18 protein-coding genes are annotated in these 18,928 nt (G+C 63.5%); 14 read left to right on the forward strand and 4 right to left on the reverse strand.

Annotated elements, in window-relative coordinates:
* Positions 1 to 55 precede the first annotated feature (55 nt).
* Genes A6723_RS03525 through A6723_RS03545 form a run of 5 tightly spaced genes read left to right on the forward strand, consistent with a single transcriptional unit; the run spans position 56 to position 4,740 of the window.
* Positions 56 to 1,111 carry a hemin-degrading factor gene (locus A6723_RS03525; protein ID WP_054910804.1) on the forward strand — a complete coding sequence of 352 codons (1,056 nt, stop codon included), beginning with the start codon at positions 56 to 58 and terminating at the stop codon, positions 1,109 to 1,111.
* 26 nt (positions 1,112 to 1,137) lie between these two features.
* Positions 1,138 to 2,031 carry a hemin ABC transporter substrate-binding protein gene (locus tag A6723_RS03530; protein WP_054910805.1) on the forward strand — a complete coding sequence of 298 codons (894 nt, stop codon included), beginning with the start codon at positions 1,138 to 1,140 and terminating at the stop codon, positions 2,029 to 2,031.
* A 50-nt stretch (positions 2,032 to 2,081) separates the two neighbouring features.
* Positions 2,082 to 3,065, forward strand: coding sequence for an iron ABC transporter permease (locus A6723_RS03535; RefSeq protein WP_139092889.1), 984 nt, complete (start codon positions 2,082 to 2,084; stop codon positions 3,063 to 3,065).
* A complete protein-coding gene (locus A6723_RS03540) occupies positions 3,065 to 3,832 on the forward strand; it encodes a heme ABC transporter ATP-binding protein (protein ID WP_054910806.1) in 768 nt (255 codons plus the stop codon). Before A6723_RS03535 ends, A6723_RS03540 begins: the two co-directional genes overlap by 1 nt.
* 11 nt (positions 3,833 to 3,843) lie before the next feature.
* The gene (locus A6723_RS03545) at positions 3,844 to 4,740 is read left to right on the forward strand and encodes a ChaN family lipoprotein (protein WP_054910807.1); all 897 of its coding nucleotides are present in this window, start codon (positions 3,844 to 3,846) and stop codon (positions 4,738 to 4,740) included.
* A 541-nt stretch (positions 4,741 to 5,281) separates the two neighbouring features.
* Here A6723_RS03545 and A6723_RS03550 read toward each other — a convergent pair.
* From A6723_RS03550 to A6723_RS03560, 3 genes are all read right to left on the reverse strand, one after another.
* Positions 5,282 to 6,082, reverse strand: a complete 801-nt coding sequence (locus A6723_RS03550; protein ID WP_054910808.1) for a cyclic nucleotide-binding domain-containing protein — start codon at positions 6,080 to 6,082, stop codon at positions 5,282 to 5,284.
* Positions 6,083 to 6,186: 104 nt separating this feature from the next.
* On the reverse strand, positions 6,187 to 6,459 hold the full coding sequence (locus A6723_RS03555; RefSeq protein WP_024767178.1) for a TfoX/Sxy family protein: 273 nt from the start codon (positions 6,457 to 6,459) through the stop codon (positions 6,187 to 6,189).
* A gap of 231 nt (positions 6,460 to 6,690) precedes the next feature.
* Positions 6,691 to 8,253, reverse strand: a complete 1,563-nt coding sequence (locus tag A6723_RS03560; protein ID WP_054910809.1) for a bifunctional aminoglycoside phosphotransferase/ATP-binding protein — start codon at positions 8,251 to 8,253, stop codon at positions 6,691 to 6,693.
* Positions 8,254 to 8,470: 217 nt separating this feature from the next.
* On the opposite strand from A6723_RS03560, the gene mrcB reads away from it, so the two are divergent.
* From mrcB to A6723_RS03575, 3 genes are read left to right on the forward strand one after another with little or no spacing between them, the layout of a single operon-like run.
* Positions 8,471 to 10,795: a penicillin-binding protein 1B gene (gene mrcB / locus A6723_RS03565; protein WP_139092881.1), complete on the forward strand. Its 2,325-nt coding sequence runs from the start codon at positions 8,471 to 8,473 to the stop codon at positions 10,793 to 10,795.
* 16 nt (positions 10,796 to 10,811) lie between these two features.
* Positions 10,812 to 11,630, forward strand: coding sequence for a tetratricopeptide repeat protein (locus A6723_RS03570; protein WP_054910811.1), 819 nt, complete (start codon positions 10,812 to 10,814; stop codon positions 11,628 to 11,630).
* On the forward strand, positions 11,630 to 11,959 hold the full coding sequence (locus A6723_RS03575) for a YqcC family protein (RefSeq protein ID WP_054910812.1): 330 nt from the start codon (positions 11,630 to 11,632) through the stop codon (positions 11,957 to 11,959). The genes A6723_RS03570 and A6723_RS03575 overlap by 1 nt, the downstream gene beginning before the upstream one ends.
* Before the next feature lie 7 nt (positions 11,960 to 11,966).
* Here the strand turns inward: A6723_RS03575 and A6723_RS03580 are convergent, their stop codons facing one another.
* A complete protein-coding gene (locus tag A6723_RS03580) occupies positions 11,967 to 12,419 on the reverse strand; it encodes a DUF4124 domain-containing protein (protein ID WP_054910813.1) in 453 nt (150 codons plus the stop codon).
* Positions 12,420 to 12,822: 403 nt separating this feature from the next.
* On the opposite strand from A6723_RS03580, the gene A6723_RS03585 reads away from it, so the two are divergent.
* The 6 genes from A6723_RS03585 to msrQ all read left to right on the forward strand — a co-directional run bounded on the left by A6723_RS03585 (position 12,823) and on the right by msrQ (position 18,758).
* A complete protein-coding gene (locus A6723_RS03585; RefSeq protein WP_024767184.1) occupies positions 12,823 to 14,553 on the forward strand; it encodes an acetolactate synthase 3 large subunit in 1,731 nt (576 codons plus the stop codon).
* A 2-nt stretch (positions 14,554 to 14,555) separates the two neighbouring features.
* On the forward strand, positions 14,556 to 15,047 hold the full coding sequence (ilvN, locus tag A6723_RS03590) for an acetolactate synthase small subunit (protein WP_017516326.1): 492 nt from the start codon (positions 14,556 to 14,558) through the stop codon (positions 15,045 to 15,047).
* Between the two features lie 44 nt (positions 15,048 to 15,091).
* A complete protein-coding gene (gene ilvC / locus A6723_RS03595; RefSeq protein ID WP_017516327.1) occupies positions 15,092 to 16,108 on the forward strand; it encodes a ketol-acid reductoisomerase in 1,017 nt (338 codons plus the stop codon).
* A 149-nt stretch (positions 16,109 to 16,257) separates the two neighbouring features.
* Positions 16,258 to 17,082: a CDP-diacylglycerol--serine O-phosphatidyltransferase gene (gene pssA, locus A6723_RS03600; protein WP_017516328.1), complete on the forward strand. Its 825-nt coding sequence runs from the start codon at positions 16,258 to 16,260 to the stop codon at positions 17,080 to 17,082.
* A 57-nt stretch (positions 17,083 to 17,139) separates the two neighbouring features.
* Positions 17,140 to 18,150, forward strand: coding sequence for a protein-methionine-sulfoxide reductase catalytic subunit MsrP (msrP, locus tag A6723_RS03605; RefSeq protein WP_054910814.1), 1,011 nt, complete (start codon positions 17,140 to 17,142; stop codon positions 18,148 to 18,150).
* On the forward strand, positions 18,150 to 18,758 hold the full coding sequence (msrQ, locus tag A6723_RS03610; protein WP_054910815.1) for a protein-methionine-sulfoxide reductase heme-binding subunit MsrQ: 609 nt from the start codon (positions 18,150 to 18,152) through the stop codon (positions 18,756 to 18,758). Before msrP ends, msrQ begins: the two co-directional genes overlap by 1 nt.
* Positions 18,759 to 18,928 lie beyond the last annotated feature (170 nt).

The following is an 18,928-nucleotide window of genomic DNA, read 5'->3' on the forward strand; positions in this document are numbered from 1 at the left end:
GTTCGTCCATGCTGCCGCACCGCGGCAGGCCACCTTTCGAACGAGGAACTCTGCAATGACGACCCTGACTGCGCCGGCCTCAGAGCTGTACCGCGCCTGGCAAGCGCTGCGCGCCGAGAAACCGCGCCTGCGCGCCCGCGATGCGGCGCACCACCTGGCCGTGAGCGAAGCCGAGCTGACGGCCAGCCGCCTGGGCGTAGACGCCGTGCGCCTGCGCACCGACTGGGCCGAGCTGCTGCCGGCACTGGGCGAGTTGGGGCAGATCATGGCGCTGACCCGCAACGAGCATTGTGTGCACGAGCGCAGGGGGCCGTACCGCGACGTGACCGTTTCCGTCAATGGCCAGATGGGCCTGGTGGTCTCCCCGGACATCGACCTGCGCCTGTTCCTCGGCGGCTGGGCCAGCGCCTTCGCCGTCAGCGAGGAGACCGCCCACGGCACCCAGTGCAGCATTCAGGTCTTCGACCGCCAGGGCACCGCCGTGCACAAGGTGTTCCTCACCGAGCAGAGCGACCTCGCCGCCTGGGACCCGTTGGTGCGCAGCTTCACTGCTGCTGAGCAGAGCGCCGATCTGGAGCTGGTACCGCTCGAGCCCAAGGCGGCTGCGCTGGCCGACGGCGAAATCGACGTTGCTGCCTTGCGTGAGGGCTGGGCGGCCCTGAAGGACACCCACCATTTCTTCGCCTTGCTGAAGAAGCACAAGGTCCAGCGCACCCAGGCGCTGCGCCTGGCTGGCCGCGAGTGGGCCGAGCCGCTGGATACTGCCGAGCTGCCGCGCCTGCTGGAAGCGGCCGGTGCAAGCGAGTTGCCGATCATGCTCTTCGTCGGCAACGCCCACTGCATCCAGATCCACACCGGCACCGTGGAAAACCTCAAGTGGATGGACAACTGGTTCAACGTCCTCGATCCGCTGTTCAACCTGCATCTGAAGACGCCGGGCGTGGTCGAGTTGTGGCGCGTGCGCAAGCCGAGCAGCGATGGCGTGATCACCAGCTGGGAAGCCTTCGATGCCCATGGCGAATTGGTGCTGCAAGTGTTTGGCGCACGCAAGCCGGGAGTTCCGGAGTTGCAGGGCTGGCGCGAACTTGCCGAATCCTTCCCGGCACTCTGAGGGCTGACGCGATGAAGAAGGCTTCCATGATTGCCCGTCCGCTGCTGGCCGGGTTGCTCACCGGCCTCTGCCTGACGGCCACCAGCGCGCTGGCCGATACGCTGCCGCAGCGCTGGGTGAGCGCTGGTGGTTCGCTCAGCGAATGGGTGGTTGCCCTGGGGGGCGAGGCCAAGCTGGTCGGCGTCGATACCACCAGCCTGCATCCGGCTTCGCTGCAGGCGTTGCCGAAGATCGGCTACCAGCGACAGCTCGCCGCCGAAGGCATCCTGGCGCTGAAGCCGGATATTCTGCTGGGCAGTGAGGAAATGGGCCCGCCGCCGGTGCTGCAGCAATTGCGTGCCGCTGGCGTGCGGATCGAAACACTGTCGGCCAAGGCTGACGAAAAGACCGTGCACGACACCATCCAGCGCCTGGGCGAACTGCTCGGCGCGGTGGACAAGGCGAAGCGGGTCGAGTCGGACTTCGATGCACGCCTTGCCGCGCAGGACGCCTGGGTGAAGAAGGCCCAGGCCGCACAGGCCGCTCCCGGTGTCGTGCTGCTGGTCGGGCATGCCGGCGGCAACCTGCTGGTGGCCGGGCAGGACACCTCCGGCGACTGGCTGATCCAGCATGCTGGCGGCCGCAACCTCGCGACCCATACCGGCTACAAGACGCTCTCCACCGAGGCGCTCACCGCGCTGAACCCGCAGGTGGTGGTGCTCAGCGACCGCGCCCTGGACGGCGACAAGGCACGCGCCGCATTGACCCAGCAGAATCCCGGCCTTGCCGCGACCAGCGCAGTGCGCGAGGGTCGCGTGCTGGTGCTCGACCCGACCCTGCTGGTCGGTGGCCTCGGTCCGCGCATCCCCGACGGGCTGGCTAGCCTCGCCCAGGCCTTTTATCCTTCCGCGCAGGCCCTGAACACGGAAAGTCGTCCTTGACCCGGATCGTTACCGCTCGACCGTTGTTCCTGTTCCTCGGTTTTCTCCTGCTGCTGGTCGTCTGGCTCTCACTGGCCCTCGGGCCGGTGAGCCTGCCGCTGGGCGATACCCTGCGCGCGCTGGCGCACATGCTCGGGCTGCCGGTGTCCGTCGACGGGCTCGGCCAGGCTGAACTGATCGTCGGGCAGATCCGCCTGCCGCGCACCTTGCTGGGCATCGCCACCGGCGGCGTGCTGGCGCTGGCCGGTGTGGCGATGCAGGGCTTGTTCCGCAACCCGCTGGCCGACCCCGGCCTGATCGGAGTTTCCAGCGGTGCCGCGCTGGGGGCCGCCATTGCCATCGTCTTCGGCGCCTCCATCGGCGGGCTGCCGGAAGTCTTTGCTCCTTATTTGTTGTCCGCCTGCGCCTTTGTCGGTGGCCTGCTGGTGACGGCGCTGGTGTATCGGCTGGGTCGCCACAACGGCCAGACCAGTGTGGCAACCATGTTGCTGGCCGGCATCGCGCTGACGGCATTGGCCGGCGCGCTGATCGGGCTATTCACCTACCTCGCCGACGACGCCACGCTGCGCACGCTGACCTTCTGGAACCTCGGCAGCCTCAATGGCGCGAGCTACCCGCGTCTGTGGCCACTGCTGCTGATCACGTTGCTGGTAGCCTGCTGGTTACCGCGTCGGGTGAATGCGTTGAATGCGCTGTTGCTGGGTGAGTCCGAGGCGCGTCACCTGGGCTTCGACGTCGAGCGACTGAAAATCGAACTGATCCTCTGCACTGCCCTCGGTGTGGGCGCGGCGGTGGCGGCGGCCGGGATGATCGGCTTCATCGGCCTGGTCGTGCCGCACCTGCTGCGGCTGATCGTCGGCCCGGATCACCGCGTGCTGCTGCCGGCATCGATGTTCGGCGGTGCGATCCTTCTACTATTGGCCGACCTGATCGCTCGCCTGGCGCTGGCGCCGGCGGAGCTCCCGATCGGTATCGTCACCGCGCTGATCGGCGCGCCGTTCTTCCTCTACCTGCTGATCCGGGGGCGCTCCTGATGCTGTGCGCAGACAAGCTGCTGGTGAATCGCGGCTCCCAGGTCGTCCTGCAGGATGTGAGCGTGGCGCTGCAGCCGGGCGAAGTGCTCGGTGTGCTCGGCCCCAACGGCGCGGGCAAGAGCACGCTGCTCGGCGCCTTGAATGGTGAATTGCCGCTTACCAGCGGAGCGGTGAGCCTCGACGGTCGCCCGCTGGAGTCGTGGCAGGGCCCCGAGCGCGCGCGGCGGCTGGCTGTTCTGCCGCAATCGTCTTCGCTGAACTTCGCCTTTTCTGTCGAGGCGGTGGTGGGTTTCGGCCGGCTGCCTCACGACACTGGCCGCCAGCGCGACGAAACGATCATCCGCGAAGCGATGCGCGCCGCGGATGCCTCGCACCTTGCCGGGCGCAGCTACCTGGCGCTGTCCGGCGGCGAGCGCCAGCGCGTGCACCTGGCTCGGGTGCTGGCGCAGCTCTGGCCGGGCGGAGAGGAGCAGATCCTGCTGCTGGACGAACCGACGTCCGCCCTCGACCCGTTGCATCAGCACACCACGCTGCAGGCTGTGCGAGAGTTCGCCGGGCGCGGCGCGGCAGTGCTGGTCATCCTGCACGACCTGAACCTTGCGGCGCGCTACTGTGACCGCCTGTTGCTGCTGCACGAGACGCGTGCACATCTGTTCGGCACGCCGCGTGAGGTGCTTCAGGCCGAACCCCTGCGCACGGTCTTCGGCCTCGACGTGCTGGTTCAGGAGCACCCGGAGCGCGGCCATCCGCTGATCATCGCGCGCTGATAGGAGTCGCCATGAAGAAGGTCCTGCTCGTCCCACTGCTGGCGTTGCTCGCTGCCTGCCAGGGCCAGGTGACTGCGCCGCCGCTGCCAGCCTGGCAAAGCCCGGAAGGGCGCGACAGCGCCGAGCTGGGGGTGATCCGCGATCTGCGCAGCGGCGAGCAGCTTTCCACCGCGCAGCTGCTTGATCGACTTGCAGCGGCACCGCGGGTAATCGTTGGTGAGCAGCACGACAATCCGGATCACCATGCCCTTGAGCTCTGGCTGGTGCGCGCCCTGGCCGAGCGCCGCGCGAGTGGCAGCGTGCTGCTGGAAATGCTCGGTCCCGAGCAGCAGAACGCCGTCAGCGCCGCCCAGGCATCCGCCGCGAAGGGCGACATGCCGAGCGACCTGATCGCTGCGCTGCGCTGGCAGCCGGGCTGGGACTGGTCGCAATACGGCCCGCTGGTGACCTGGCTGGTGAAGCAGCCGGCGCCACTACTGGCGGCCAACCTGGATCGTGACGAGATCATGAACATCTACCGGACCAAGCCGCAGCTGCAAGGCTCGGCGTCCACGGCGGCGTCGGTGCGCGATGCCTTGCTGGAGGATATCCGTGCTTCCCACTGTGGCCTGCTGCCCGAGAGCCAGTACTCGGCGATGCTGGCGGTGCAGCAGCAGCGCGACCGGCGCATGGCCTTAAGCTTCAAGGCAGCTCCCGAACCCTCCGTGCTGATCGCCGGCGGCTTTCATGCGCGGCGCGATCTGGGAGTGCCGCTGCACCTGAAGGACATCAACGCGGCGCAAGGGCTGAAGGTGGTGATGCTGGCGGAAGTCGGCAAGCCCGTGGAGTCCGGCCAGGCGGACTACCTGTGGTATACGCCGGCCCAGCCCCCCACCGATTACTGCGCGCAGATGCGCGGCAGCCTATGAGCCACACGACGGAGCCGGAAGGCTCCGTTTTTCATTGGCCCGTCGTCAGGCCGAAGAGCAAGAAATCGCGGGCAAAAAAAGACCCGGCAAAGTGCCGGGTCTAAAACCGTGATTAGCCTGATGAGGAGATAATCTGAAGAGTCCGACTGCGTGGTCTCTCTAGCTTATCCAACTGGCCTCGCAGCCAGTGGTTGTAATAATAACCATTATCATTTGAGAGTCAACAGCTTTTCTGCGACTGATGCGAAGTTTTTTTCTGCGGACTGGCGGTGGGGCGGAAAGGTAAAAACCGGGGCAAAAAAAAGACCCGGCAAAGTGCCGGGTCGAAACCGTGATTAGCCTGATGAGGAGATAATCTGAAGAGTCCGACTGCGTGGTCTCTTGAGGTTATCGATCTGGCCTCGCGACCAGATGACTCAATAATAATCATTATCATTTGAGAGTCAACCTCTTTTCTGCAGATTTTTTCTCATCGACGAATTACCTACCGCGGTAACGAAAAAGCCCGGCGCTGGGCCGGGCTTTCTCAAAGGGCTGGGGCTCAGTCCGGTTGGCGCTGCAGGCGCAACTGGGTGACTTCCTTGTTCAGCAGGTCGATGCGGCGTGCCATGCCCTCGATGAGGCTGTGGGCGATGCGCGGGTTGCTCTGCATCAGGCTGAGGAACTGGTCCTTGGGGATCACCATCACGGTGCACGGCTCGCTGGCGATGACCGACGCGCTGCGCTTCTCGCGGGTGAACACGGCCATGGCGCCGAAGATTTCGTCCTTCTGCACGTCACCGACCTTCTGCCCATCGACGAAGGCCTCGGCGTGGCCTTCGATGATGATGAACACGTGCTCGGCGTCATCACCCTGCTGGATCAGCTGCGCGCCGGCGGCGAAGTGCTGGAAGCCGGTGGCCGGGCGGATTTCCGGTTGCTTGAGGTGCGCCAGCGCGTCGGACAGCAGCGCGGTGTGGCCGATCAGGTAGTGCAGGAACTGCTCCTGGCGCTGCTCGTCGCTGTGGATATGGCGGAACACTTCGCTGCGCGAATAGGGGATCAGGCACAGTGGTTCTTCGCTGACGTAACGGCACGGTGGCAGCTCGATACCCTGGCGCAGGCCGACCAGGTCGCCTTCCTGCAGGTAGAACAGCGGGCGCTCATCCACCAGCGCATGGACCAGGCCATTCTCGATGAGGAACAGATGCTTGCCGGGCAGCTCGCCTTCCAGGTCGTCGGATCGCTCCAGGCGGATGGCTTCGCCAGCGGGTTCCAGGCCGGCGAGCAATTGCGCCGGAATGCCCTGCAGGCGATTGATCAGTCGATCGGCGTAGGCAGGTTGTTCACCGAGTAGGTACATGGCCGTAATTCCTTGATATGGCGACGGTCGAGGGCGCACGAAGGGCCCTGAGACCATAAGCGGACAGGCACCTTGCGTAAACATTTTCCCACAGAGCTTGTGAGCTAGCTCTTGTTACGTGCGGGAAAAGTCTCAAGCTCGCCAAGAAGGGCTGCCTTGTGCGCGGGAGGAAGGTCGTTCCAGTGCACATCGAGCAGGGCACCCTCGATGGCGTAAAGGAGCACCTTGGAGGCACGGAAGCCCCGGGCGCGCACGGCCCGGTAAGCGCCGACCGCCCCCAGACGGCGCAGGTCGCCAGCGTTGTGGATGCCCACGGCGTGGAGCCACTGGGCAGAGGTCTTGCCGAGGTTCTTCAGGTGCAGCAGTTCGTCGTTCATCGTCGGTCCTTGCGATGGGCACGATGGGTGTCAGGTCTTGAAAAGGCCGAGAACTGCTCGTAGCGGCCGGACACACCCTGGAAAGTGTAGCGGTGGATGAGAAAAGCGTGGCGTTGTGACATCGCCCTGAAAGCGGGGCAGGGCGATGTGGCGCAGGCAGGGCGCGCCGTGCGGCGCTGCCCACCGGCCGGAGTCACCGCGTGGCGGTGATTCCGGCCGACAAACGGTGGATCAGAGGCCCGGCAGGCGCTGGCGGATGCTGGCGACCAGGGCGTCGAGGCTGGCGGCGTCGGGGGTGTCGACGCGCTTGCTGTGTTGCTGCTCTTCGGCGCTGAGGGCGTCGCGACTGGCCTGCTGCGCCTGGATCACTTCCAGGGTCGCGTCGGAGGGGTCATTGCCCTCGGCCTGACGCTGGGTCAGCCAACTGCTGATCACCGCTTCCGGCGCCTGGCAGTCGAGGATCAGGAAGGGCACCCCGGTTTCCTCGGCAATTTCCCAGGCAGCGGCACGTTGCTCCTGCTTGAGGAAAGTGGCGTCGAGTACGACCGGGTAGCCGGCACGCAGGATATCCACGGCCAGCTCATTGAGGCGCTGATAGGTTGCGGTGGTGGCGTCGCCAGCATAGATGCCGCCCTTCAGTTGGCCTTGCTGATCAGCCTGCTGTTCGCCGAACAGGCGCTTGCGCTCCACGTCCGAACGCAGGCGAATGGCGCCCAGCGCTTCTACCAGCCGCAGTGCGACCTGGCTCTTGCCCACGGCGGAAACGCCGACGGTCACTGCGAGGAAGCGCGAGGGAATGGCGCTGTAGCTCTCCGCCAGGTTGGCGTAGTTGCGATACTGGCGCAGCGTCGCGGCCTTCTGCACGGCGTCGGTCTGGTGTGCCAGGCTGAACAGCGCGATCTTGGCGCGGACCAGGGCGCGGTAGGCCTTGTAGAAGTTCAGTAGGGCCAGCGACTGGTAGTCACCGGTGTATTCCAGGTACTGGCTGACAAAGCGTCGCGACAGACACTTCAGGCCGCGGTCTTCCAGGTCCATGGCGAGGAACGCGTAGTCGGCGGTGACATCGGTGAAGCGGAAGGGCTCGTTGAACTCGATGCAGTCGAACAGCACCACCTTGCCGTCGATGATCGCGGCGTTACCCAGATGGATGTCGCCGTGGCATTCGCGGATGAAGCCATTGGCCTTGCGCTGCTCGAACACGCCGTGCAGGCGCTCGAAGCTGGACTCCGCCCAGGCCTCCAGGGCATCCAGTTGCAGCAGGTCGGCTTTGTCCGAGAGCAGCGGACGGATCTGTTCGAAGTTCTGCCGCACCGGCGCCATGCAGGCATCCGGCGTGCCCAGTGGGTGCTCGGTGGGGACGACCGGGGTGCGCAGGTGGAAGTCGGCGATCTGATGGGCCAGGCCGTCGATATGCTGGGCGCTCAGTTCGCCGCGGGCCTGAACTTCGCTGAGCAACTGGCTCTGTGGGAATTCGCGGCACTGGATCATGTATTCGATGGCCGGGCCGTCGCCGCCAATTTGCGGGGCGGATTCGCTGCCGGTAATGGCGAGGACGTCGAGGTACAGGCCTTCGGTCAGACGCTGGTTCAGGCGCAGCTCTTCCTCGCAGAAGTGCTTGCGCTTGGCGAGGTCGGTGAAGTCGAGGAAGCCGAAGTTCACCGGCTTCTTGATCTTGTAGACATGGGAGCCAGTGAGCAGCACCCAGGAAATGTGGGTTTCGATGACCCGGAAGCCGTCGACCGGATGGGGGAAGAGGGCGGGGTTCTGCAGGGCTGCGAGTAGGGTCTGGCTCACGTGATGTCCTTTCCGGTCGAATTTTCTAAAGGCGGGCATTATGGCGGCTGGGTCGGCAGGTGCAAACTCTGCAGCCGGCTGGCAACCAAATGGCCATCGCGGGGTCATAGCTCGGCCACTGCCGTTCTTGTTGGATGCGCGGCAGTTCGCATCAAGCCCGGACGCCCGCTGGAGCGGCGTCTGTCTCCTGTGGACAAAGTACGTATAATGCGCCGCCATGACGCGTCCCCGATCTTCCAAACCTCGTAAAAAAAGCGGCAAATCGTCGCCTGCCATGCGCAAGTGGCTGGGCTGGGCTCTCAAGCTCGGTCTGGTTGGTGTCGTGGTGCTGGCCGGTTTTGCCGTGTACCTCGATGCGGTTGTCCAGGAGAAATTCTCCGGCAAGCGCTGGACCATTCCCGCCAAGGTCTACGCCCGGCCGCTGGAGCTGTTCGTCGGCCTGAAACTGGGCAAGGACGACTTCCTGCGCGAGCTGGATGCGCTGGGCTATCGCCGCGAGACTTCGGTCGCAGGCCCTGGCGCAGTGTCGGTGTCCGGCAACGCTGTCGACCTCAATACCCGTGGCTTCCAGTTCTATGAAGGCGCCGAGCCCGCGCAGCGCATTCGCGTGCGCTTCTCCGGCGACTACGTTGCCGGCCTGAGCCGCGCCAACGGTGGCGACCTCGCCGTCGCGCGCATGGAGCCGCTGCTGATCGGCGGCCTGTACCCGGCACATAACGAAGACCGCATCCTGATCAAGCTGGACCAGGTGCCGCCGTACCTGATCGATACCCTGGTGGCCGTGGAGGACCGCGACTTCTGGACCCACCACGGGGTCTCGATCAAGTCCATCGCCCGTGCGGTCTGGGTTAACGCCAGCGCCGGCCAGCTGCGCCAGGGTGGCAGTACGCTGACCCAGCAGTTGGTGAAGAACTTCTTCCTGACCAACGAGCGCAGCCTGTCGCGCAAGCTCACCGAAGCCATGATGGCGGTGCTACTGGAACTGCATTACGACAAGCGTGAAATCCTCGAGGGCTACCTCAACGAGGTGTTCCTCGGCCAGGACGGCCAGCGCTCGGTGAATGGCTTCGGCCTCGCCAGCCAGTACTTCTTCAGCCAGCCGCTGTCGGAGCTGAAGCTGCCCCAGGTGGCTTTGCTCGTCGGCATGGTGAAGGGGCCTTCCTATTACAATCCGCGCCGGAACCCGGAACGTGCGCTGGAACGCCGCAACGTGGTGCTCGACGTGCTTGCCGAGCAGGGTGTGATCACCGCCCAGGAAGCGGCTGCCGCCAAACAGGCGCCGCTGGGTGTGACCACCCAGGGCAGCATGGCCAACAGCTCCTACCCGGCCTTCCTCGACCTGGTGAAACGCCAGTTGCGCGAGGACTATCGCGACGAGGACCTGACCGAAGAAGGCCTGCGGATCTTCACCAGCTTCGACCCCATCCTGCAGATGAAGGCCGAGTCCGCCGTCAGCGAAACCTTCAAGCGCCTGGAAGGCCGCAAGGGCGTCGCCGAGACCGAGACCGCGATGGTCGTGACCAACCCGGAAACCGGCGAAATCCAGGCGCTGCTCGGCAGCCGTGACCCGCGCTTCGCCGGGTTCAATCGTGCGGTAGATGCGGTGCGGCCGATCGGTTCGCTGGTCAAGCCGGCGGTCTACCTGACCGCGCTGGAGCGTCCGAGCCAGTACACCCTGACCAGTTACATCCAGGACCAGCCGTTCCAGGTGAAGGGCAAGGATGGTCAGGTGTGGACGCCGAAGAACTATGAAGGCACCGCCAACGGCACCATCTTCCTTTACCAGGGGTTGGCGCGTTCGCTGAACTTGTCCACGGCCAGGCTGGGCCTTGATCTGGGCGTGCCGAACGTCCTGAAGACGCTGGAGCGCCTGGGCGTGTCGCCGAATTGGCCGGCCTATCCGTCGATGCTGCTGGGCGCAGGTGCGCTGAGCCCGATGCAGGTGGCGACCATGTACCAGACCATTGCCAGTGGCGGCTTCAATACCCCGCTGCGCAGCATCCGCAGTGTGCTGGCGGCAGACGGTCAGCCGCTCAAGCGCTATCCGTTCCAGGTCCAGCAGCGTTTCGATCCGGGCGCCATCTACCTGCTGCAGAGCGCCATGCAGCGCGTGATGCGCGAAGGCACCGGGCGCTCGGTCTACAACCAGTTGCCGGCGTCCCTGACCCTGGCGGGCAAGACCGGTACCACCAACGATTCTCGCGACAGCTGGTTCTCCGGTTTCGGCCAGGACTTGCTGGCGGTGGTGTGGATCGGCCGCGACGACAACGGCAAGACGCCGCTCACCGGTGCGACCGGCGCGCTGCAGATCTGGACCAGCTTCATGCGCAAGGCCAATCCTGCGCCGCTGGACATGCCGATGCCGGATAATGTCGTGCAGGCCTGGGTCGATCCGCATACCGGGCAGGGCACTGACGCCAACTGCCCGGGCGCAGTACAGATGCCTTATATTCGTGGAAGCGAACCTGCGCTGGGCGCAGGTTGCGGAAACCAGACGCCAGCCGGCGAAGTCATGGACTGGGTGCGCGGCTGGTTGAACTGATGCAAGAGGATTGGAAGTGAGAAAAGCTTGGTTTGCAGCGTCGGCGACTCTGGCGCTTCTGTCCGGTTGTGCGACCCCGCAGCAGGGTGCGATTCCCGTGCAGGACTCCGGTACCTCCGTCTCCAACTCGGAGCGCGTTGGCCGCAGCGGTGGCAATACCCAGGCGCCAGTTCGTGCCGGTGCCGGCCAGAGCATCCCGCAGGGTGACTCCGGCGTTACCGTGATGGTCCCGCAGGACGCCGGCATGGCGCCGATCCAGACCTTCCCGGCGCAGAGCGGCGCCGCGCCGATCAGCACCTCGCCGATGACCACGTCGCCGGGAGCAACGGGATCGAGCTACTCGCAGCAGCCAATCTCCACCAGTGGTGGCATCACCTCCAATGGTGGCTTCCAGTCGCAGACCTACCAGCAGCCGATCAATCAGGCTCAGCAGGCTGCGCCGATCACCCAGAACTACCAGGGGCCTTCCGGCATCCCGTCGAGCAATTCCGGCCTTTCGGCGGACGAGCAGCTGGATGGGCCGGTGCTGGCGCTGCTCACCTCCGCCTCGCAGCAGCAGGGTGGTGGCGATCTCAATGGCGCTGCCGCCAGCCTGGAGCGCGCCCAGCGCATTGCTCCGCGCGAGCCGCAGGTGCTCTACAAGCTGGCCCAGGTTCGCCTGGCCCAGGGCGATGCCGCGCAAGCTGAACAGGTGGCGCTGCGTGGCCTGTCGCTGGCCAACGGTCGCCCGACCATGCAGGCCAGTCTGTGGGATCTGATTGCCAAGTGTCGTGACCAGCAGGGCAATGCCGCTGGCGCCGCCGAGGCACGGCAGAAAGCCAAGGTGACCCTGTAATGGACGGGCGCGTGCTGGCCGTCGCCGATCAGTTGTTGCTGATCGAGCGGGAGATGCGTGCAATCGGTCTGTGGGGAAGCGAAAGCCCGTCGACGGACAGGCTTTCCAGCGTCGAGCCTTTCTGCGTGGATACGCTGGCGCTGGAGGAGTGGCTGCAGTGGATATTTCTGCCGCGGATGAAGCTGATCATCGAGAGCGGTGCGGACCTGCCCACTGCCTCGGGCATCCGGGCCATTGCAGAAATGGCTTATGCCAATGAGGGCGCGCGGGTGGCTGGTCTGCTCGATGCGCTCGGCGCCTTCGACCAGCTGATCAGCCCGACGCCCTGAGCTGGCGTCAGTTGCAGTTCTCGCGAATGTTCTTCTCGCTGGCTGCGATGCGTGCCTGACGTTCTTCTTCGGTGATCCGGCGAACGTCGCCATTACCATCATCTACTCGAACGCGCGGGTTGTTCTTGAGTTGCGCCAGGTTGGTACGCTCCAGTTCGCACTGCTTGATGCGCTCGGCTTCTTGTTGCGCCACTTCCTGGCGCACCTTCTCGTCCGCTGCTTTCTGCTTTTCGTCGTCGCTGGGTGGCAGTGCCGATTTGGAAACGGCGGGCGGCGGAAAGTTGCTGGTGGCCTTGGGCTGGGCGGTACTGGTGTTGACGGCAGAGGCGTTCGCGCCCTCCGGTGGCTGTGCCCCGAAGTGGGTGATGCCCTGGGCATCGACCCATTTGTAGACCTGCGCGGCCATCACGGTCGGGGCCAGTGCGAGCAGCAGGCTGCCCATGAAAATCGTCCGTCGCATGCTTTGTCGATCCTTGGGGTGCGGAGTCTGTCGGTAACTATAACCAAATCGTGGGCTTATTCACTCTGAGAAAGTTCACATCCCCGCTTCATTCAAAGCCATATATGGCTTGACTTGGCCGCTTCGTTTCAGAAGAATCCAAGGTTCGCTGCAGTGGGCCGGCCGCAAGCTGGTTTTACTCGGCAGACAAGAGGTGCTACCCGCGCCGCAAAGTTTCACCCTGTTTCGCGTTACCTCGCGCTGGGTGGAGGCTCTCCGTAACACAAACAGGAGTGTCTCCAGGTTCTGCTCAATCGGCAGTCGACGTAGCCGGCGATTACATTCGCCCATGTCTGCCGGGCAGCCATCCAAGTCGGTCCCCCACGTTGGGGGTTTCCGTATATAGCGTTCTAGAGGTGACAACGTGGAACTTTTATCCGGCGCTGAAATGGTCGTCCGCTCCCTGCGTGACGAAGGCGTTAAGTACATCTACGGGTACCCGGGCGGTGCCCTCCTGCATATCTACGACGCTCTCTTCAAAGAGAACGAAGTAACCCACATCCTGGTTCGCCACGAGCAGGCCGCTACCCACATGGCCGACGGCTATGCGCGCGCCACCGGCAAGCCGGGCGTGGTGCTGGTGACCTCCGGTCCCGGCGCGACCAATGCCGTCACCGGCATCGCCACCGCCTACATGGACTCCATCCCGATGGTGGTGATCTCCGGCCAGGTGGCGAGCAACATGGTCGGCACCGACGCGTTCCAGGAAACCGACATGGTCGGTATCTCCCGCCCGATCGTGAAGCACAGCTTCATCATCAAGCACCCGTCGGAAATCCCGGAGGTCATCAAGAAGGCCTTCTATATCGCCCAGTCCGGCCGTCCCGGCCCGGTGGTGATCGATATTCCGAAGGACATGGGCGACCCGACCCAGAAGTTCGAATACAACTACCCGAAGAAAGTGAAGCTGCGCTCCTACAGCCCCGCGGTCCGTGGCCACTCCGGCCAGATTCGCAAGGCCGCCGAGATGATGCTCGCCGCCAAGCGCCCGATCATCTACGCCGGTGGTGGCGTGATCATGGGCAATGCCGCTGAGCCGCTGACTGAAGTCGCGCGCATGCTCAACGTGCCGGTCACCAATACCCTGATGGGGCTGGGTGGTTATCCGGGTACCGATCGCCAGTTCGTCGGCATGCTCGGCATGCACGGCAGCTACACCGCGAACCTCGCGATGCACCACGCTGACGTGATCTTTGCCGTCGGCGCGCGTTTCGACGACCGCGTGATCAACGGCGAGACCGCAGCAAAGTTCTGCCCGAACGCCAAGATCATCCACGTCGACATCGATCCGGCCTCGATCTCCAAGACCGTCAAGGCCGACATCCCGATCGTCGGTCCGGTGGACAGCGTCCTGACCGAAATGGTCGCGATCCTCAAGGAAATCGGCGAGACCCCGAACAAGGAAGCCCAGGCCGCTTGGTGGAAGCAGATCGAGGAATGGCGTGGCACCCGTGGCCTGTTCCCCTACAGCATGGGCGACGGCAGCATCATCAAGCCGCAGACCGTGATCGAGACCCTCTGCGAAGTCACTAACGGTGATGCCTTCGTCGCTTCCGACGTAGGTCAGCACCAGATGTTCGCGGCGCAGTACTACCGCTTCAACAAGCCCAATCGCTGGATCAACTCCGGTGGCCTGGGCACCATGGGCTTCGGCTTCCCGGCCGCCATGGGTGTGAAGTTGAACTTCCCTGACGCAGACGTTGCGTGCGTGACCGGTGAAGGCAGCATCCAGATGAACATCCAGGAGCTGTCCACCTGCCTGCAGTACGACCTGCCGGTGAAGATCGTCAACCTGAACAACGGTGCGCTGGGCATGGTCCGCCAATGGCAGGACATGCAGTACAACAGCCGCTACTCGCACTCCTACATGGAATCGCTGCCGGACTTCGTCAAGCTGGCTGAAGCGTATGGCCACGTCGGCATGCGCATCACCGACCTGAAGGACCTGAAGCCGATGATGGAAGAAGCCTTTGCGATGAAGAATCGCCTGGTCTTCCTCGACATCCAGGTCGATACCAGCGAGCACGTCTACCCGATGCAGATCCGCGGTGGTGCGATGCGCGACATGTGGCTGAGCAAGACGGAGCGTACCTGATCATGCGACACATCATTTCCCTGCTGCTGGAAAACGAACCCGGCGCGCTGTCCCGCGTCGTCGGACTGTTCTCCCAGCGCAACTACAACATCGAAAGCCTGACCGTCGCCCCGACCGAGGATCCGACGCTGTCGCGCCTGACCCTGACCACCGCCGGTCAGGACGAAGTCATCGAGCAGATCACCAAGAACCTCAACAAGCTCATCGAGGTGGTAAAACTGGTGAATCTCTCGGAGAGCGCACACATCGAGCGCGAGCTGATGCTGGTGAAAGTGAAGGCCACCGGTGCCCAGCGCGCCGAGGTCAAGCGCACCACCGACATCTTCCGCGGACAGATCGTCGACGTCACCAGCAGCGTCTACACCGTGCAGCTGGCCGGCACCAGCGACAAGCTGGACAGCTTCATCCAGGCCATCGGCACCGCGTCGATCCTTGAAGTTGTCCGCAGCGGCGTCACCGGTATTGCCCGTGGCGACAAGACTCTCAGCATCTGATTTGAAATACGGCCCACGAGGCCAACTGACAGGGGATTACCCAAATGCGCGTTTTCTACGATAAAGACTGTGACCTCTCCATCGTTCAGGGCAAGAAAGTTGCCATCATCGGTTACGGCTCCCAGGGCCATGCCCACGCCTGCAACCTGAAAGACTCCGGCGTCGACGTCACCGTCGGCCTGCGTGCGGGTTCTTCTTCCGTTGCCAAGGCTCAGAACCACGGCCTGAAAGTCGCCGAAGTGGCCGAAGCCGTTGCCGCTGCCGACCTGGTCATGATCCTGACTCCGGACGAGTTCCAGGGCCGTCTGTACAAGGACGAGATCGAGCCGAACCTGAAAAAAGGCGCCACCCTGGCTTTCGCCCACGGCTTCTCCATCCATTACAACCAGGTCGTACCGCGCGCTGACCTCGACGTGATCATGATCGCGCCGAAGGCCCCGGGCCACACCGTACGCTCCGAGTTCGTGAAAGGCGGCGGCATCCCCGACCTGATCGCGATCTACCAGGACGCTTCGGGCAATGCCAAGAACGTCGCTCTGTCCTACGCCTGCGGCGTTGGCGGCGGCCGTACCGGCATCATCGAAACCACCTTCAAGGACGAGACCGAAACCGACCTGTTCGGCGAGCAGGCCGTTCTGTGCGGCGGTTGCGTCGAGCTGGTGAAAGCTGGTTTCGAAACCCTGGTCGAAGCCGGTTACGCTCCGGAAATGGCCTACTTCGAGTGCCTGCACGAACTGAAGCTGATCGTTGACCTCATGTACGAAGGCGGCATCGCCAACATGAACTACTCGATCTCGAACAACGCCGAATACGGCGAGTACGTAACCGGTCCGGAAGTGATCAACGCCGAATCCCGTCAGGCCATGCGCAACGCTCTGAAGCGCATCCAGGACGGCGAATACGCCAAGATGTTCATCTCCGAAGGCGCTACCAACTACCCGTCGATGACCGCCAAGCGCCGCAACAACGCCGCTCACGGCATCGAAGTCATCGGCGAGCAACTGCGCGCCATGATGCCGTGGATTGCTGCCAACAAGATCGTCGACAAGACCAAGAACTAAGGTCCTTTCGACAAACGAGGAAACGCGGCGCTTGCCGCGTTTTTTCGTTTAGGGGCGGTGATCTGGTATAAAGCGGGGGTGCCGGACGTGTCCACGCAAAAGCGTGCACCGGCAAATCTCAGCCTCAACGAGTTCTCAAGGAATCGTCCATGAGTGAAGGTCACGAGGAGCCGAACAAGGCTTCCGACACCGAAGAAAGTCTGCTGCCCATTGATGAGCACATCGAAGAGGGCCATGACGCCGAAGGTCGCAAGGTTCGTCATCGCGGCATCTACCTGCTGCCTAACCTGTTCACCACCGCGGCACTGTTTACCGGCCTCTACGCCATCATCAATGCCATGAACGGCGATTTCTCCAACGCCGCCATCGCCATCTTCGTCGCCATGGTCCTCGACGGCCTTGACGGTCGTGTGGCCCGTCTGACCAATACCCAGAGTGCTTTCGGCGCCGAGTACGACTCGCTGTCCGACATGGTCGCCTTCGGTGTCGCTCCGGCGCTGGTCGCTTTCGAGTGGGCGCTGAGCAGCCTGGGCAAGGTCGGCTGGATGGTCGCCTTCATCTATGTTGCTGGTGCCGCCCTGCGTCTGGCGCGCTTCAATACCCAGGTGGGCAAGGCTGACAAGCGCTACTTCATCGGTCTGGCCAGCCCGGCTGCTGCGGCGCTGGTTGCCGGTACGGTGTGGGCGTTCGCCGACTTCGACGTTCAGGGCGCCAAGGTTTCCCTGCTGGTTGCGCTGATGGTCGCTGCCGCCGGCATGCTGATGGTCAGCAATATCAAGTACTACAGCTTCAAGGATCTTGACCTGCGCGGCCGCGTGCCGTTCATGGCAATCCTGGTAGTGGTGCTGGCATTCGCCGTGGTCTTCACCGACCCGCCGCGCATCCTGCTCCTGCTGTTCCTTGCATACGCAACCTCCGGCCCGGTGCAATACTTGTTGCAATTGCGCCGTCGCAAGCAGCCGCCTGCCGTGTAATTTCCAGCGGGCTCCGCAGTCTACTGGCGCATACAGCCAGTTGTTGCGGAGCCCGTCATGCTGATCAAGTCGTCCCGCCTTTCCGATTGCCACGAATCGGAAGTCACGCCCGAATCCCTCTATCTCTCCCGTCGCCACTTTCTCGGTGGTGCGATGGCGGCTGCGGCTCTATCCGGATTGCCGCGTCTGAGTTTTGCCGAGAGCGGTCGCTATGCCGATGTCGCCGAAGCGGCTGCGCCTTCCTGGCTCACGGAAAAGCTCGCCGCTACACGCTGGGACGCCGTCACGGTAAAAGATGAAGCCATCACACCGTTCAAGGACGCGACCACCTACAACAATTTCTACGAATTCGGCCCGGACAAGGGTGATCCGGCTGCCAATGCGGGTGCCCTGAAGACCGAGCCATGGTCCGTAGTGATCGATGGGGAGGTGGGTAAACCCGGCAAGTACGCGCTCGAGGACTTCATCAAGCCCTATCAGTTGGAGGAGCGCGTCTACCGACTGCGCTGTGTCGAGGCCTGGTCGATGGTCATTCCGTGGATCGGCTTTCCGATCTCCGAGCTGATCAAGCGGGTCGAACCGACCAGCAAGGCGAAATACCTGCGCTTCGAAACCCTGGTGGATCGCAAGGATATGCCGGGTGTGCAATCCAACTTCGCCCTGATCGACTGGCCCTATGTGGAAGGGCTGCGTATGGATGAGGCGATGCATCCCCTGGCGATTCTGGCTGTCGGCATGTACGGCCGGACACTGGCGAACCAGAACGGGGCGCCGCTGCGTCTGGTGGTGCCGTGGAAGTACGGCTTCAAGGGAGCCAAGTCCATTGTGCGGATCAGCTTCGTCGAGGAGCAGCCGAAGACTACCTGGCAGAGTCTGGCCTCGGACGAGTATGGCTTCTATGCCAACGTCAATCCGACGGTGGACCATCCGCGCTGGAGCCAGGCGCGCGAACGTCGTCTGCCCAGTGGACTATTCAGCCCCAATGTTCGTCCTACCCTCATGTTCAACGGCTATGCCGATGAGGTCGCTTCGCTTTATGCGGGCATGGATCTGAGGAAGGACTACTGATGCGCTATCCGTTCTGGCGGGCCGGCGTATTTTTGGCTGCATTGGCGCCGCCACTCTTCTGGTTGTACCAGGCTTGGATCTTCGACCTGGGGCCGGACCCAGGCAAGGCGCTGGTGGACAGGCTGGGCCAGGGCGGTCTCGTCCTGTTGCTCATTACCCTGGCGATGACGCCTCTGCAGAAAGTTACCCGGTGGGGTGGCTGGGTACAGGTTCGCCGCCAGCTGGGTCTCTGGTGCTTCACCTATATAGTGCTGCACCTGAGTGCCTATGCCGTCTTCATCCTTGGGTTGGACTGGGCCCAATTGGGAGTAGAGCTGAGCAAGCGACCCTACATCATTGTCGGCTTCGCGGCGTTCCTCGGGTTGCTGGCCCTGGCTATCACTTCCAACCGCTACAGCATGCGAAAGCTGGGGGCGAGCTGGAAGAAACTGCATCGCCTGATATATGTCATCCTCGGTTTGGGGTTGTTGCATATGCTGTGGGTCGTGCGGTCTGATCTGGAGCGCTGGGCGATCTATGCAGTCGTAGGGCTTGTGCTGATGCTCCTGCGCATGCCCCCGATAGCTCGTCAGCTGCCTCGATTGCGCAGTCGACCGACCGCCGGTTGAAGAAAGTTTAAATTAGTCGTTGACGGCCAATTTAAACTCCCTATAATGCGCACCACTCCCAGCGACGAAGCGCTGAAAGAACTTGAAAATCAAGTACTTACAGAGATTCTAGGTTGGGAGTGGTGATCAGGCGGGTGATTCACTTGCCGCTCCTCATTAGCTGCTCCGGC

Source organism: Pseudomonas sp. AU11447, assembly GCF_001672555.2.
Taxonomy (GTDB): Bacteria; Pseudomonadota; Gammaproteobacteria; order Pseudomonadales; family Pseudomonadaceae; genus Pseudomonas; species Pseudomonas nitroreducens.

Bases quoted from the DNA above. Each gene is read 5' to 3' on its own strand.
- A6723_RS03525 (WP_054910804.1), top strand. From the start codon at position 56: ATGACGACCCTGACTGCGCCGGCCTCAGAGCTGTACCGCGCCTGGCAA.
- A6723_RS03530 (WP_054910805.1), top strand. From the start codon at position 1,138: ATGATTGCCCGTCCGCTGCTGGCCGGGTTGCTCACCGGCCTCTGCCTG.
- A6723_RS03540 (WP_054910806.1), top strand. From the start codon at position 3,065: ATGCTGTGCGCAGACAAGCTGCTGGTGAATCGCGGCTCCCAGGTCGTC.
- A6723_RS03545 (WP_054910807.1), top strand. From the start codon at position 3,844: ATGAAGAAGGTCCTGCTCGTCCCACTGCTGGCGTTGCTCGCTGCCTGC.
- A6723_RS03550 (WP_054910808.1), bottom strand. From the start codon at position 6,082: ATGTACCTACTCGGTGAACAACCTGCCTACGCCGATCGACTGATCAAT.
- A6723_RS03555 (WP_024767178.1), bottom strand. From the start codon at position 6,459: ATGAACGACGAACTGCTGCACCTGAAGAACCTCGGCAAGACCTCTGCC.
- mrcB (WP_139092881.1), top strand. From the start codon at position 8,471: ATGACGCGTCCCCGATCTTCCAAACCTCGTAAAAAAAGCGGCAAATCG.
- A6723_RS03575 (WP_054910812.1), top strand. From the start codon at position 11,630: ATGGACGGGCGCGTGCTGGCCGTCGCCGATCAGTTGTTGCTGATCGAG.
- A6723_RS03580 (WP_054910813.1), bottom strand. From the start codon at position 12,419: ATGCGACGGACGATTTTCATGGGCAGCCTGCTGCTCGCACTGGCCCCG.
- ilvN (WP_017516326.1), top strand. From the start codon at position 14,556: ATGCGACACATCATTTCCCTGCTGCTGGAAAACGAACCCGGCGCGCTG.
- ilvC (WP_017516327.1), top strand. From the start codon at position 15,092: ATGCGCGTTTTCTACGATAAAGACTGTGACCTCTCCATCGTTCAGGGC.
- pssA (WP_017516328.1), top strand. From the start codon at position 16,258: ATGAGTGAAGGTCACGAGGAGCCGAACAAGGCTTCCGACACCGAAGAA.
- msrP (WP_054910814.1), top strand. From the start codon at position 17,140: ATGCTGATCAAGTCGTCCCGCCTTTCCGATTGCCACGAATCGGAAGTC.
- msrQ (WP_054910815.1), top strand. From the start codon at position 18,150: ATGCGCTATCCGTTCTGGCGGGCCGGCGTATTTTTGGCTGCATTGGCG.